Source organism: Pseudomonas sp. SM4 (assembly GCF_051913165.1).
Lineage (GTDB): Bacteria > Pseudomonadota > Gammaproteobacteria > Pseudomonadales > Pseudomonadaceae > Aquipseudomonas.
In genome coordinates this window covers 186,593-200,812 of the sequence record NZ_JBODOE010000006.1, presented here as the reverse complement: position 1 = coordinate 200,812, position 14,220 = coordinate 186,593, and the positions used below count along the sequence as shown (strand labels likewise).

Sequence of the window (14,220 nt, the reverse complement as noted above, 5' to 3'; positions counted from 1 at the left end):
TTGATTTTCGGACATCGTGTCGGTCGTCATTTTTGTACGATTTTTTACCGATTTGCTCCCGTCCCCACACAAACACCGAAAGCTCTCGCCGCAACCTCCGTTTTGTCCTACAGCCAGTTTTGAGTAGATAGCTCTATGGTGGAAGCCTTGGCAGATGGAATACCGACGAGAGGCTAAAAATGAACAGGGATATCGTTTGCGAATGGGCTGAAGAAGTCTATGGTTTGGCAGCGTTGAAATATTCTGGCTATATTTGTCCAGAATACAGGGGTGAGCTGATGATCATCGTTCCGCTGGCTGAAGCCAAAAACAATTTATCCAAACTCGTCGATGATGCCGCTGCTGGCCAAGTCATCACGATTGCCAAGCATGGGCGGGCGATGGCTCGCCTCGTTCCCGTAGGAAAACCCAGCGCTCAGCGTATTGGCGCAATGAAGGGCAAACTGGTGTTGCCCGACGATTTCGACTCACCACTGCCCGATGACATGCTTGATGCATTTGAGGGCACTCAAGTATGAGGCTGCTGCTCGACACGCACATTTTGCTCTGGACGCTCAGTGATGACGCCAGACTGTCCGGCAAAGCCAGAAAATTGATTGAGAACGCCGCCGAAATCTATATCAGCGCCGCCACCTTCTGGGAAATGGCGATCAAGGTCGGGCTCGGCAAGCTGAATGTTGATCTGGAAGAAGTCCGCCAATATTGTCTCGACAGTGGCTTTATCGAATTGCCAGTGACTGCAGAACACGCCATCGCCGTGAAGGATCTTGAGCACCATCATCGCGATCCGTTTGACCGCATTATCGTGGCCACAGCAATGACTGAACCAATGAAGTTGCTCACGGCTGATGCTTTGGTTGCTCGGTACACCGATCTGGCTGTTCTGGTCTGATCAAGGCACATCCGTACCGATAAACATCAATGCTGGCTGTCAGACCGCAATCGGTGGCAGCCATCTCCCACAGGGATCTGCTGTGTATGCGGGATGCTGGGCTCCACGGGTACCTGTGGGAGCCTGGCTTGCCAGCCATGGCGGTGGGTCAGTCGATATCTTTTTGGTCTGGCACACCGCTATCGCGAGCAGGCTCACTCCTACAGGATTTGCGGTGTACGCAGCCTCTGTGAACGACACAGAAACCTGTAGGAGTGAGCCTGCTCGCGATTGCGGTCGATCAGGCACAAAAAAAAACGGCACCTTCCGGTGCCGTTCGCCGTTCACATTTCAACTGTTATTTGCGTGCATCCGCCCAGGATTTCAGCAGTTCGTTGTAGCTCACGGTCTCGCCCTTCGGCTTCTCGTTGGCCAGTTTCGGTTTCGGTGCGCCCGGTTGATCAAACCAGTATTGCGCATCGCGTTCCGGGTTCATTTTCGGTGCGCACACCGCCTGAGCCTTGGAGCGTTCGAGGCGCGTCATGATCGCGTCCTGATCCTTGGCCAAACCATCCAGCGCTTGTTGCGGGGTCTTCTCGCCGCTGGCCGCTTCGGCGATGTGGCTCCACCACAATTGCGCCAGGCGCGGGTAGTCCGGCACGTTGGTCCCGGTCGGGGTCCATTGCACGCGGGCCGGGCTGCGGTAGAACTCGACCAGACCACCGAGTTTCGGTGCCAGATCGGTCATCGCCTGCGAGTTGATGTCCGACTCGCGAATCGGCGTCAGGCCGACGATGGTTTTCTTCAGCGACACGGTTTTCGAAGTGACGAACTGCGCGTACAGCCACGCCGCCAGTTTCTGTTTCTCAGGCGTGGATTTCATGAACGTCCACGAACCCACGTCCTGATAACCGAGCTTCATGCCCTCCTCCCAATACGGCCCGCGTGGCGATGGCGCCATCCGCCATTTCGGCGTGCCGTCGGCGTTGACCACCGGCAGACCCGGTTTGGTCATGTCGGCGGTGAACGCGGTGTACCAGAAAATCTGCTGGGCGATGTTGCCCTGCGACGGTACTGGCCCCGACTCGGAGAAGGTCATGCCCGCCGCTTCCGGTGGCGCGTAAGCCTTCAGCCAATCGACATATTTCTGCGTGGCGAACACCGCCGCCGGGCCGTTGGTGTCGCCGCCACGGGTCACGCTGGAGCCGACCGGGTGGCAATCCTCGACACGAATCCCCCACTCGTCCACCGGCAAACCATTCGGGATGCCCTTGTCGCCGCCACCGGCCATGGAGAACCAGGCATCGGTGAAGCGCCAGCCCAGCGACGGGTCTTTCTTGCCGTAATCCATGTGCCCGTAAACGCGCTTGCCGTCGATTTCCTTGACGTCTTCGCTGAAGAATTTGGCGATGTCTTCATAGGCGGACCAGTTCACCGGCACGCCCAATTCGTAGCCGTATTTTTCCTTGAACTTGGCTTTCAGATCGGCGCGCTCAAACCAGTCAGCGCGGAACCAGTACAGGTTGGCGAATTGCTGGTCGGGCAGTTGATAGATCTTGCCGTCCGGCGCGGTGGTGAAGGAGATGCCGATGAAGTCCTTGATGTCGAGGGTTGGCGAGGTGAAGTTCTTGCCTTCGTTGGCCATCAGGTCGGTGATCGACTCGGTTTTGCCGTAGCGAAAGTGCGTACCGATCAGATCCGAGTCGTTGACCCAGCCGTCATAGATGTTTTTGTCGGACTGCATCACCGTCTGCATTTTCTCGACCACGTCGCCTTCTTGCAGCAGGTCGTGGGTGAGCTTGATCCCGGTGATTTCGGTGAAGGCCTTGGCCAGCACTTTCGACTCGTATTCGTGGGTGGTCAGGGTCTCGGAAACGACCTTGATGTCCATGCCGCGAAACGGCTCGGCCGCCTTGATGAACCACTTCAATTCTTCCAGTTGCTGCTCGGCCGTCAGGGTCGACGGTTTGAATTCACTGCCGATCCATTTTTTCGCCGCGTCTTCGTAGGCATCGGCCCACGCGGCGGCGCTCAAACCGCTGAGTGCCAGCATGGCTGCCAATGAAATGCTATGTCGCAGCTTATTGTTTTTGTCGAACATAGAGACCTCCTGTTTAGGATTTCGGAGCACGGTTGCCGAATGACTCGACTAGCCCCAACGCATCACAGCCAACAGCCACACCAGGGACAACGCGGACGCCACCCAGATGCTCCAGTCGGTGGCGCCGATCACCAGCAAATGCAGGTAGGCGCTGCCGAGAAGACCGATAAACAAACGATCGCCACGGGTGGTGGCAATCGGCAGAAAACCTCGCCGCAGGATGCTCGGCGAACGCAATTCCCAAGTGGTCATGCCGACCAGAATCAGGCCGATGACGATGAAGAATGCCGCTGTCGGGGTGGTCCAACTCATCCATTCCATCATAAGCTCCTCAAACCCGACCGAGGGCAAAGCCCTTGGCCACGTGGTTGCGAACAAACCAGATCACCAGCATGCCCGGCAGAATGGTCAACACCCCCGCCGCCGCCAGCACACCCCAATCGATTCCCGACGCCGACACTGTGCGGGTCATCACCGCCGCAATCGGCTTGGCGTTTACCGAGGTCAACGTGCGCGCCAGCAGCAATTCGACCCAGGAAAACATGAAGCAGAAAAACGCCGTGACACCGATCCCGGAGCCAATCAGCGGGATGAAAATCTTCACGAAGAACTTGGGAAAACTGTAGCCGTCGATGTAGGCGGTTTCGTCGATTTCCTTGGGCACGCCGGACATGAAGCCTTCGAGAATCCACACCGCCAGCGGCACGTTAAACAGGCAATGCGCCAAAGCCACAGCGATGTGCGTGTCGAACAGGCCAATCGACGAATACAACTGGAAGAACGGCAGCAAAAATACCGCCGGCGGTGCCATACGGTTGGTCAGCAACCAGAAGAACAGGTGTTTGTCGCCGAGAAAACGATAGCGCGAAAACGCATAGGCCGCCGGCAGCGCCACGCTCAGCGAGATCACCGTGTTCAGGCTCACGTAATACAGCGAGTTGAGATAGCCGTTGTACCAGCTCGGGTCGGTGAAGATCACCTTGTAGTTCGCCAGCGTAAAGGCCTGTGGGAAAAGCGTCAGGCCGCCGAGGATTTCGGTGTTGCTCTTGAAGGACATGTTCAGCAGCCAGTAGATCGGCACCAGCAGGAACAGGATGTAGACCAGCAACGGAATAAGCTTTCTTTTGCTCATGGCCGGGCCTCAGCGGTTGGCGTCGGAGTGCGTCATGGCGGTGTAGAACAGCCAGGACACCAACAGGATGATCAGGAAGTACACCAGCGAAAACGCCGCTGCCGGACCGAGGTCGAATTGCCCTACCGCCATCTGGGTCAACGTCTGACTCAGGAAGGTCGTGGCATTGCCCGGCCCGCCGCCGGTGAGCACGAACGGCTCGGTGTAGATCATGAAACTGTCCATGAAACGCAGCATCACTGCGATCAGCAGCACGCTCTTCAACTTGGGCAACTGAATGTGCCTGAACACCGCCCAAGCTGAGGCTCGATCGATGCGCGCCGCTTGGTAATACACGTCGGGAATCGCGCGCAATCCGGAGAAGCACAACAACGCCACCAACGAAGTCCAGTGCCAGACGTCCATCACCAGTACCGTCACCCAGGCGTCCATGGTGTTGGCCGCGTAGTTGTAGCTGATGCCCATGGCGTTGAGGCTTGAACCCAGTAGACCAATGTCGGCACGGCCGAAAATCTGCCAGATCGTACCGACCACGTTCCACGGAATCAGCAGCGGAATCGCCAGAATGATCAGCACCACCGACGACCAGCGGCCCTTGGTCGGCATGGTCAGGGCGACGGCGATGCCCAGCGGGATTTCAATCAGCAACACGCACGCCGAATAGATGAACTGACGCAGCAGCGAGTCGTGCAAACGCGGATCGAGCAGCACCTGCTTGTACCAGTCGGCGCCGACGAAGTAGCGGCTGGACTGGTCGAAGATGTCCTGCACCGAATAGTTGACCACGGTCATCATCGGGATCACCGCACTGAATGCCACCAGCAGGAACACCGGCAACACCAGCCACCAGGCCTTGTTGTTCTGCACCTTGTTCATGGCTGCACCTCATCACCGGTTTCAAGCAGAAACTCATCGGCATAGACCATCAGCCACTGCGCCGGAAAACTGATGTACGCGGTGCCCTGCGGCACCGGTTTGTCTTCGGCCAGACGCACTTTCAGCGGTGCGCCGTCGAGGTCGAGTGTCATGATTTTGTAGGTACCGAGGTCTTCGACGTGTACGACCCTGGCCTGCATCGCGTCATCAAACGGCTCGTCCCACACATGAATGAACTCGGGACGGATGCCGACCTTCAGATTTTTCCACTGGCCGTGTTCGATATGTCGCTGCATCGCGTCGGACAACGGCAAATGTGTCGAGGCGAAACCGACGCCGCCGGGTTGTGGCTGCACCTCGATCAGGTTCATGCCGGGGCTGCCGATGAAATAGCCGACAAAGGTATGGCTCGGCCGTTCGAACAATTCCCGTGGCGTGCCGAACTGCACAATCTGGCCGCCGTACATCACCGCAATCTTGTCGGCGAAGGTCGAGGCTTCCAGTTGATCGTGGGTGACATAGACCATGGTGATGTTGAACTGCTCGTGGATCTGCTTGAGCTTGCGCCGCAGTTTCCACTTCAGGTGCGGGTCGATCACCGTCAGCGGTTCATCGAAAAGAATCGCCGAAACGTCGTCACGCACCAGGCCTCGGCCCATCGAAACTTTCTGTTTTTCGTCGGCGGTGAGGTTGCGCGCCTTTTTGCTCAGCAGGTTTTGCAGGTCGAGCACTTCGGCAATTTCCTGCACCTTGCTGTGTACTTTCGCCTCGGCCATGCCCTGATTGCGCAGGGGGAAGGCGAGGTTATCGAACACGGTCATGGTGTCGTAGACCACCGGAAACTGGAAAACCTGAGCGATGTTGCGCTTCTCCGGCGTCAGGTCGTTGACCGCTTTGCCGTCGAACAACACGTGGCCCTGCGAGGGGCTGAGCAGGCCGGAAATGATGTTGAGCAAAGTCGACTTGCCGCAACCCGACGGCCCGAGCAAGGCGTAGGCACCGCCCTGCTCCCAGACGTGATCCATCTCGCGAATCGCGTAATCCTCCGCGCCGCTCGGGGTCTTGCTGTAGCTGTGGGCGAGGTGGTGCAAACGGATTTCGGCCATCAGGCAACCCTCGCGACACGCCGGCCCGGTGCTTGCACCAGACGGCCCTGCGCATCGAAAACGAACAGTTTGTGGGTCGGGATGTAAATGCGGATCGGCGCATCGACGTCGTATTCGTGAACGCCGGGCAGGTGCAGCACCAGCAGGAAATGTTCGTTGCGCACGTGCAGGAAGGTTTCCGAACCGCTGATCTCGGCGACTTCAACGGTGACGGCCAGTTCGAGGTCATCATCGTTGCTCGGCACCAGCGAGATGTGGCTGGGGCGCACACCGAATCGGAACTCGCCCTCGCCCACCGGGCGCAGATCGACGTTAAGCGGGAAGTGCACAAAATTGGCGAAGCTGACTTCGTTGCCGGCGATGCGCCCCGGCATCAGGTTGATCGGTGGTTCGGAAAACAGCTCAGCCGCAAGTACGGTTTGTGGCTGGTGATACACCGAAGTCGACGGGCCGCTCTGAATCACCCGGCCTTCGTGAAGAATGGTCGTGGTGCCGCCGAGTGCCAGCGCTTCGTTGGGTTCGGTGGTGGCGTAAATCGCAATGGTGTGGCGCGCCTTGAACAGCTCGCGCATTTCCTGGCGCAGCTCTTCGCGCAGTTTGTAGTCGAGGTTGACCAGCGGTTCATCGAAGAGGATCAGCTCGGCATCCTTGACCAGCGCGCGAGCCATGGCCGTGCGTTGCTGTTGACCACCGGACAGTTCCAGCGGATAGCGCTGCAGAAACTTCTCGATGCGCAGCATCTTCGCGGTTTCCTGCACTTTGCTATGGATGATCTCTTTGGACACACCGGCCTGACGCAGCGGCGAGGCGATGTTCTCGAACACGGTCATGGTCGGGTAGTTGATGAACTGCTGATAGACCATCGACACGTTGCGCAAACGCACCGGACGCTGGGTGACATCGACGCCGTTCATCAGGATGCGGCCGCTGTCGGGCTTGTCCAACCCGGCCATTAAACGCATGAGGCTGGTTTTGCCGGACAGCGTGCGGCCGAGCAAAACGTTGAACGAACCGGGTTCGAATTTCAGGCAGGCATCGTCGATCCAGGTCTGGCCCTCGACGGTGCGGCTGACGTGCTCCAGGGTGAGTGACATGGCTCGGCCTTTTTATTATTGGAGTCAAGCGACCTGTGCACTGGAGCGAGTTTCGTGCCAAAAATATTAAGTGATTGATTTGTCGCGAAAATCGGTGAAAGCGTGGGGAAACGGCGTTCATTGCTGAACACATTTGAACAGTTGGCCGATTGACAATGAACAATAGTGAACAACACTCTATGAACGCTTTTTGCGAACCGATCCCCCTGTAGGAGCTGCCGCAGGCTGCGATCTTTTGATCTTGATTGTCAAAAAACAGGATCAAAAGATCGCAGCCTGCGGCAGCTCCTACAGGGGATCGCATAACAATAATAAGAATGCTGCATCAGAGGCTGACTGCCATGGCCGCACCTGCCCCGCCGCTGTCCCACGACGCGATCGTCCAGACTTCCTGGCAACGTTGCCGCGCGTTCGGTCTCGACCACCAGAGCACGCCGGCCTTCGATCAGTTGCCCGCCGCCGGCATCACGCATCTGCTCGACAGCCATCATTCACTGGTGCAGACCACGCATCAGGAAGTCCTGCCCTATTACGAAAACATCCTCAGCAACTCCAACTGCCTGATCATGCTCGCCGACAATCAGGGCCAGGTGCTGACCTCGTGGGGCACACAACGCTTTATCGAACCGAATCTGGCCCGGGGGTTTCAGGCCGGTGCGAGCTGGATGGAGCGCTGCAGCGGCACCAACGCGATCGGCACAGCGCTGGCCTGTGAGCAGGCGGTACACATCGAACACGACGAACATTTTCTGAAAGCCAACCGTTTCATGACCGGTTCCGCCGCGCCGATTTTCGACGCCGAGCGCAAGGTGATTGCCGTGCTCGACGTGTCCAGCGACAGCTACCTGCCGCCCTCGCACACCTTGGGCATGGTCAAGATGATGAGCCAGACCGTGGAGAACCGGCTGATCCTCAACCTGTTCCATGGCCAGCATTTTCAACTGACCTTCAACACCGGGTTGAACAACCTCGACAGTCAGTGGGCCGGGTTGTTGATCTTTGATGAGAGTGGGCAGGTGTTGTCGGCGAATCGGCGGGCCGACAATCTGCTCGGCGTGCGTTTGTCGCGGGTCAGCGTTGAAAGTCTGTTCAAGGTGTCGCTGCTGGAATTGATCAATCAGCCCGACGGGATGCCGTTTGCCTTGCAGACCTCCGGGCGCAACCGTTTTCAATGTTTGTTGAAGCGGCCGAAACAGGCATCGATTCAACCGCGCGTTTTTGCTGATGAACCCAAAAACGTCGCGCCCACCGCCATCAGCCTCAACACCCTGCACTTCGGCGACAGTCGCGTGGAAAAAGCCGTGCGGCAGGCGGAGCGGTTGCTGGAGAAAGACATTCCGTTGCTGATTCATGGCGAAACCGGGGTCGGCAAAGAAGTCTTCGTCAAAGCGCTGCATCAAGCCAGCTCACGCAGCAAACAAGCCTTCATCGCCGTGAACTGTGCTGCGATCCCCGCCGAACTGGTGGAATCCGAGTTGTTCGGCTACGAGAAAGGTGCGTTCACCGGCGCCAACCAGAAAGGCAGCATCGGCCTGATTCGCAAGGCAGACAAAGGCACGTTGTTCCTCGACGAAATCGGCGACATGCCGTTGCCGACTCAGGCGCGGTTGCTGCGGGTATTGCAGGAGCGTTGTGTGCAGCCGGTGGGCAGTAGTGAGTTGTTCCCGGTGGATTTGCGGATTATCTCGGCGACTAACCGATCCTTACGCGAACAAGTGCAGTTGGGGCGGTTTCGTGAGGATTTGTATTACCGCATTGGTGGCTTGACCCTGGAGCTGCCACCGCTACGCGAGCGCAGTGACAAGGAGGCGTTGTTTAAACGGCTGTGGGAGCAGCATCGTGAGCCGACCCAATGGGCGGGGTTGAGTCGTGAAGTGTTGGATTTGTTCGATCGGCATCCGTGGCCGGGCAATTTGCGTCAGGTCAGCAGCGTGATGCAGGTGGCGCTGGCGATGGCCGAGGAACAACCGGTGCGGCCGGAGCATTTGCCGGATGATTTTTTTGTTGATCTGGAGATGGAGCCGGTGGAGTGCTCGGCGCCGTTGGGGGTTGATCTAAATGATGTGGAGGCGTTGAACCGGGAGTTGAAGGCTTCGGGGGGTAATATTTCGCATTTGGCGCGGCGGTTGGGGGTGAGTCGGAATACGCTTTATAAGCGGTTGCGGCAGTTGGGCGGTTAGCAGCGCAGATCAAAAGATCGCAGCCTTCGGCAGCTCCTACAGGGATCGTATGTAGGAGCTGCCGAAGGCTACGATCTTTTGACTTTAAATGGCTGGCTCAACCTGCACAGCCGAAGCCGCCGCCAATGTGCGCAACCCCGCCAGCACAACGACCACCATCATCAAACCCGCACCAATAGCCACCGCAAATCCCGCTCGCGCGCCAAAGGTATCAATCACCATCCCCGCCAACATGCCGCCGAGTGCAACACCCACGCTGATCCCGGTGGTCATCCACGTCAGCCCCTCAGTAATCCTCGATGGCGGGATAATGATCGTGCCCATTTTCATCACCACGACCATCGTCGGCGCAAACGAGATGCCGGCGATAAACAGCGCTGCGGTCAGCACATAAACGTCCGTCGCAAAAACCGGCAGCACACCGGTAAACGCCGTGACCAATATCCCGATCAGGAACTGCTTTTCGATCGCCAGCGAAACCCTCATCGCACCGAATGTCAGTCCCGCGACCAGTGAGCCAAACGCATAGGCGGCGAGGATGAAGGTTGCGGAGGCTGGCCAGCCTTGCGCATTGGCGAACGCGACGACGGCGACGTCGATTGCTCCGCCAATGACGCCCATCGCCAACAGCGCGAGGACAATGGTGCGAACGCCGGGGATCAGCAGGGTTGAGCCACTATGGCTGGCGTGGCCCACGACAACCTTGGGTTCAGTCTCGCGTTGCAGGAGAAACGCCGTCACCCCGACGGCCAGTAACCCGACCGCAACCAGTGGCCCGGCTTCGGCGAAAAAGCTCACGCTCAAACCGATCGCCAGTGGCGGGCCGACGATGTAGGCCAGTTCGGTGAGGACGGTGTCCAGCGAGAACGCCGTGTGCAGTTGCGGCTTGCCTCGGAACAGCTGCGTCCAGCGCGCGCGGATCATCGACGGCATGCTCGGCATCGTCCCCGCCAGTGCGGCCAGGACGAACAGCAATGCGGCGGGTGCGCGCAAATATACGGCGGTGATCAGCGCCAGCAGCATGCCGATGCTGAATGCCGTGACGATGGGCAGCACGCGACTCTGGCCGTGTTGGTCGACCAGTCTGGAGATGTGCGGGCCGAGCAGTGCATTGGCCAGGGTGAATGTACCGGCGACTGCGCCGGCCAGCCAATAGACGCCGGTTTGCTGGACCAGCATGGTGATGATGCCGATGCCGATCATTGCCTGTGGCAACCGCGCGATGGAGCTCGCGAGCACTAACCCGGTGGCGCCGGGCGTTGTGAGCAGTTCGCGATAGTGATTTGCCATGATTTCTCCTTTGCACAATCGTCATCGACGCAGCATCCGGCTGCGGCAGACATCAAGACCTACGCGCAGAGCAAAAGCAACCTTGGCTAAAAGCGCAGATCAAAAGATCGCAGCCTTCGGCAGCTCCTACATGGAAATGCAATCACTGTAGGAGCTGCCGAAGGCTGCGATCTTTTGACTTTAAAAAACAAAACCCGCACAAGGCGGGTTTTGTTTTGCAGCAATAAAGCAATCAGTCAGCCAGACGCCAGGTCGTGCCACCCTTGCCGTCTTCCAGCACCACGCCCATGGCAGTGAGCTGATCGCGAATCCGATCCGACTCAGCCCAATCCTTACCCGCACGTGCTGCCAGACGCGCCGCAATCAGCGCATCAACTTCAGCCGCATCGACACGCCCTTCAGCGCCCGCCTGCAGGAAGTCATCGGCTTCCAATTGCAACACACCCAACACGCTCGCCAGCTCTTTGAGACGTGCCGCCAGACCCGCCGCCGCATCGAGATCGCTCTCACGCAGACGGTTGATCTCACGCACCATCTCAAACAACACAGCGCACGCTTCCGGCGTACCGAAGTCGTCGTTCATCACCGTGGTGAAACGCTCGACGAACGCTTCACCGCCCGCCGGCGCCACAGTCGGCAGGCCTTTCAACGCGTGGTAGAAACGCTCGAGTGCGCCTTTGGCGTCCTTGAGGTTGTCTTCCGAGTAGTTGATCGCGCTGCGGTAGTGGCTCGACACCAGCAGGTAACGCACGACTTCCGGGTGGTACTTTTCCAGCACGTCGCGGATGGTGAAGAAGTTGTTCAACGACTTGGACATCTTCTCGCCATTGATGCGAATCATGCCGCAATGCATCCACGCGTTGGCGTAGGTCTTGCCGGTGGCCGCTTCGCTCTGGGCGATTTCGTTTTCGTGGTGCGGGAACTCGAGGTCGCTGCCGCCGCCATGAATGTCGAAGGTCTCGCCGAGGCAGCAGGTGGACATCACCGAGCACTCGATGTGCCAGCCCGGACGCCCTGCGCCCCACGGCGATTCCCAGCTCGGCTCGCCCGGCTTGGTAGCTTTCCACAGGACGAAGTCCAGCGGATCCTGCTTGGCTTCATCGACTTCGATGCGCGCGCCGATGCGCAGGTCTTCGATCTTCTTGCGCGACAGCTTGCCGTAGCCCATGAATTTGGCGACGCGGTAGTACACGTCACCGTTGCCCGGGGCGTAGGCGTAACCCTTGTCGATCAAGGTCTGGATCATGCTCAGCATGCCCGGAATATGATCGGTGGCACGCGGTTCCATGTCCGGCTTGAGGATGTTGAGGCGCGCCTCGTCCTCGTGCATCGCGGTGATCATGCGCTCGGTCAGTGCGTCGTACGGCTCACCGTTTTCGCGGGCACGATTGATGATCTTGTCTTCAATGTCGGTGATGTTGCGCACGTAGGTCAGGTTGTAACCGCTGAACCGCAACCAGCGGGTCACCAGGTCGAACGCGACCATGCTGCGGCCGTGGCCAATGTGGCAGTAGTCATACACGGTCATCCCGCAGACGTACATGCGCACATTGTTGCCATCGAGCGGCTTGAAGACTTCTTTGCTCTTGGTGAGCGTGTTGTAAATCGTCAGCACTTTATATTTCCTTGACGCGAAATCACTGGCCCCACGAATCACGCAGGGTCACGGTACGGTTGAATACCGGCTGACCTGGTTTCGAGTCCTTCAAATCAGCGACGAAGTAACCTTCGCGCTCGAACTGGAAACGGTCTTCCGGCTGTGCATTGCCAAGCGATGGCTCCGCACGACAACCGGTGAGTACCTGCAGCGAATCAGGGTTGATGTTGTCGAGGAAACTCGCGCTGTCTTCAGCCTTCTCAGGGTTGGCCGAACGGAACAGGCGATCGTACAGACGCACTTCGCACTCGACGCTGGCCGCAGCCGGTACCCAGTGGATCACGCCTTTGACCTTGCGGCCTTCAGGGTTCTTGCCGAGTGTTTCCGGGTCGTACGAGCAACGCAGTTCGACGATGTTGCCGTCGGCGTCCTTGATCGCTTCGTCGGCACGGATCACGTAGCTACCGCGCAGACGCACTTCACCGGCCGGTTCCAGGCGCTTGTAGCCCTTCGGCGGCTCTTCCATGAAATCGTCACGGTCGATGTAGATTTCCCGGGCGAATGGCAGCGCGCGCACGCCCATGTCTTCTTTCGGGTGGCGCGGCAGTTCGAGGTTCTCGACCTGGCCTTCCGGGTAATTGGTGATAACCACTTTCAGCGGACGCAGCACGCACATGGCGCGCGGCGCGGTGTGATCGAGGTCGTCACGGATGCTGAATTCGAGCATGCCGAAGTCAACCACGCCGTCGGAACGGTTGGTGCCGACCATTTCGCAGAAGTTGCGGATCGATTTCGGCGTGTAGCCACGGCGGCGGAAGCCCGACAGCGTGGACATGCGCGGGTCGTCCCAGCCATGCACGTGCTTTTCATCGACCAGTTGCTTGAGCTTGCGCTTGCTGGTGATGGTGTAGTTGAGGTTCAGGCGGCTGAACTCGTACTGACGCGGGTGCGCCGGCACTGGCAGGGCGTCGAGGAACCACTCGTACAGCGGACGATGGCTTTCGAATTCCAGGGTGCAGATCGAGTGGGTGATGCCTTCGATGGCATCCGACTGACCGTGGGTGAAGTCGTAGTTCGGGTAGATGCACCACTTGTCACCGGTCTGGTGGTGATGCGCGTGGCGGATGCGGTACATGATCGGGTCGCGCAGGTTCATGTTCGGCGAGGCCATGTCGATCTTCGCGCGCAGCACGCGGGCGCCGTCCGGGAACTCACCGGCACGCATGCGGGCGAACCAGTCGAGGTTCTCTTCCACCGAACGGTCGCGGAACGGGCTGTTTTTGCCCGGCTCGGTCAGGCTGCCACGGTATTCCTTGGCTTGCTCCGGAGTCAGGTCGTCGACGTAGGCCTTGCCGGCCTTGATCAGCTCAACGGCCCAATCGTGCAACTGGTCGAAATACTGCGAGGCGTAGCGCACTTCGCCGGACCATTCAAAGCCCAGCCATTTGACGTCGGCTTCGATCGCGTCGATGTATTCCTGATCTTCCTTGGCCGGGTTGGTGTCGTCGAAACGCAGGTGCGTGACGCCGCCGAACTCCTGGGCCAGGCCGAAGTTCACGCAGATCGACTTGGCGTGGCCGATGTGCAGGTAGCCGTTGGGCTCCGGCGGGAAACGGGTGACGATCTGCGTGTGCTTGCCCGAGTCCAGGTCTGCCTGGATGATCGGCCGCAGGAAATTGACCGGCACGGCAGGGCCGGACTTGGCATTCGAGGTAGGGTCGACAGTGGGCTTGCTCATAGGATCCTTGACTTACAGGTGCGCGGCCGCAGAGGGGCCAGACAAAACAAAGCCGCTATCATAGCCGATGCTGTCAAGGGGCTGACAGAGCAGGCCCTATAAAGGTGTGCTTTTTATCGCCGGGAATTGAAAAACAGCCTCGAAATTCGCGCCTGTCACGCTAAACTGCGCACCTTGGCCCACGCTGGCTGAACCGGTTTGGGGGCTCGATGTCCCAAAACCACGAATTCCTCTA

12 protein-coding genes are annotated in these 14,220 nt (G+C 58.7%); 3 read left to right on the top strand and 9 right to left on the bottom strand.

The genetic code is table 11. The annotated features are described in order from the left end of the window. Window positions 1-179: 179 nt before the first annotated feature. Window positions 180-518, top strand: coding sequence for a type II toxin-antitoxin system Phd/YefM family antitoxin (locus ACQ4MY_RS13390; protein WP_008083736.1), 339 nt, complete (start codon window positions 180-182; stop codon window positions 516-518). After that, window positions 515-892: a type II toxin-antitoxin system VapC family toxin gene (locus tag ACQ4MY_RS13385; protein WP_008083738.1), complete on the top strand. Its 378-nt coding sequence runs from the start codon at window positions 515-517 to the stop codon at window positions 890-892. The genes ACQ4MY_RS13390 and ACQ4MY_RS13385 overlap by 4 nt, the downstream gene beginning before the upstream one ends. 337 nt (window positions 893-1,229) lie before the next feature. Here ACQ4MY_RS13385 and ACQ4MY_RS13380 read toward each other — a convergent pair whose 3' ends face one another. The 6 genes from ACQ4MY_RS13380 to ACQ4MY_RS13355 are packed head-to-tail and all read right to left on the bottom strand — an operon-like array spanning window position 1,230 to window position 7,180. Beyond that, window positions 1,230-2,972, bottom strand: coding sequence for an ABC transporter substrate-binding protein (locus tag ACQ4MY_RS13380; RefSeq protein ID WP_008083741.1), 1,743 nt, complete (start codon window positions 2,970-2,972; stop codon window positions 1,230-1,232). A gap of 48 nt (window positions 2,973-3,020) precedes the next feature. Then, complete coding sequence (locus ACQ4MY_RS13375; protein WP_007912485.1) at window positions 3,021-3,293, bottom strand: DUF2160 domain-containing protein; 273 nt, start codon at window positions 3,291-3,293, stop codon at window positions 3,021-3,023. Between the two features lie 10 nt (window positions 3,294-3,303). Then, window positions 3,304-4,104, bottom strand: a complete 801-nt coding sequence (locus ACQ4MY_RS13370; RefSeq protein ID WP_122590314.1) for a carbohydrate ABC transporter permease — start codon at window positions 4,102-4,104, stop codon at window positions 3,304-3,306. A gap of 9 nt (window positions 4,105-4,113) precedes the next feature. Next, on the bottom strand, window positions 4,114-4,980 hold the full coding sequence (locus ACQ4MY_RS13365; protein WP_007912484.1) for a carbohydrate ABC transporter permease: 867 nt from the start codon (window positions 4,978-4,980) through the stop codon (window positions 4,114-4,116). Beyond that, complete coding sequence (locus ACQ4MY_RS13360) at window positions 4,977-6,086, bottom strand: ABC transporter ATP-binding protein (protein WP_440095439.1); 1,110 nt, start codon at window positions 6,084-6,086, stop codon at window positions 4,977-4,979. The genes ACQ4MY_RS13365 and ACQ4MY_RS13360 overlap by 4 nt, the downstream gene beginning before the upstream one ends. Continuing rightward, window positions 6,086-7,180: an ABC transporter ATP-binding protein gene (locus ACQ4MY_RS13355; protein WP_007912480.1), complete on the bottom strand. Its 1,095-nt coding sequence runs from the start codon at window positions 7,178-7,180 to the stop codon at window positions 6,086-6,088. The genes ACQ4MY_RS13360 and ACQ4MY_RS13355 overlap by 1 nt, the downstream gene beginning before the upstream one ends. A 341-nt stretch (window positions 7,181-7,521) precedes the next feature. On the opposite strand from ACQ4MY_RS13355, the gene ACQ4MY_RS13350 reads away from it, so the two are divergent. Then, window positions 7,522-9,360, top strand: coding sequence for a sigma-54-dependent Fis family transcriptional regulator (locus ACQ4MY_RS13350; protein ID WP_440095438.1), 1,839 nt, complete (start codon window positions 7,522-7,524; stop codon window positions 9,358-9,360). An 84-nt stretch (window positions 9,361-9,444) separates the two neighbouring features. Here ACQ4MY_RS13350 and ACQ4MY_RS13345 read toward each other — a convergent pair whose 3' ends face one another. The 3 genes from ACQ4MY_RS13345 to ACQ4MY_RS13335 form a co-directional block, all read right to left on the bottom strand. Then, the gene (locus ACQ4MY_RS13345; protein ID WP_440095437.1) at window positions 9,445-10,650 is read right to left on the bottom strand and encodes an MFS transporter; all 1,206 of its coding nucleotides are present in this window, start codon (window positions 10,648-10,650) and stop codon (window positions 9,445-9,447) included. A gap of 232 nt (window positions 10,651-10,882) precedes the next feature. After that, on the bottom strand, window positions 10,883-12,265 hold the full coding sequence (gene cysS, locus ACQ4MY_RS13340; RefSeq protein ID WP_008082133.1) for a cysteine--tRNA ligase: 1,383 nt from the start codon (window positions 12,263-12,265) through the stop codon (window positions 10,883-10,885). A 22-nt stretch (window positions 12,266-12,287) separates the two neighbouring features. Then, entirely contained in the window at window positions 12,288-13,985 is a 1,698-nt protein-coding gene (locus ACQ4MY_RS13335; protein WP_008082132.1) for a glutamine--tRNA ligase/YqeY domain fusion protein, read from the bottom strand. Window positions 13,986-14,220 lie beyond the last annotated feature (235 nt).

Excerpts from the sequence above, each read along its gene's own strand:
- ACQ4MY_RS13370 (WP_122590314.1), bottom strand. The coding sequence starts at position 4,104 with ATGAGCAAAAGAAAGCTTATTCCGTTGCTGGTCTACATCCTGTTCCTG.
- ACQ4MY_RS13390 (WP_008083736.1), top strand. The coding sequence starts at position 180 with ATGAACAGGGATATCGTTTGCGAATGGGCTGAAGAAGTCTATGGTTTG.
- ACQ4MY_RS13365 (WP_007912484.1), bottom strand. The coding sequence starts at position 4,980 with ATGAACAAGGTGCAGAACAACAAGGCCTGGTGGCTGGTGTTGCCGGTG.
- ACQ4MY_RS13380 (WP_008083741.1), bottom strand. The coding sequence starts at position 2,972 with ATGTTCGACAAAAACAATAAGCTGCGACATAGCATTTCATTGGCAGCC.
- ACQ4MY_RS13345 (WP_440095437.1), bottom strand. The coding sequence starts at position 10,650 with ATGGCAAATCACTATCGCGAACTGCTCACAACGCCCGGCGCCACCGGG.
- ACQ4MY_RS13375 (WP_007912485.1), bottom strand. The coding sequence starts at position 3,293 with ATGGAATGGATGAGTTGGACCACCCCGACAGCGGCATTCTTCATCGTC.
- ACQ4MY_RS13335 (WP_008082132.1), bottom strand. The coding sequence starts at position 13,985 with ATGAGCAAGCCCACTGTCGACCCTACCTCGAATGCCAAGTCCGGCCCT.
- ACQ4MY_RS13385 (WP_008083738.1), top strand. The coding sequence starts at position 515 with ATGAGGCTGCTGCTCGACACGCACATTTTGCTCTGGACGCTCAGTGAT.
- ACQ4MY_RS13355 (WP_007912480.1), bottom strand. The coding sequence starts at position 7,180 with ATGTCACTCACCCTGGAGCACGTCAGCCGCACCGTCGAGGGCCAGACC.
- ACQ4MY_RS13350 (WP_440095438.1), top strand. The coding sequence starts at position 7,522 with ATGGCCGCACCTGCCCCGCCGCTGTCCCACGACGCGATCGTCCAGACT.
- ACQ4MY_RS13360 (WP_440095439.1), bottom strand. The coding sequence starts at position 6,086 with ATGGCCGAAATCCGTTTGCACCACCTCGCCCACAGCTACAGCAAGACC.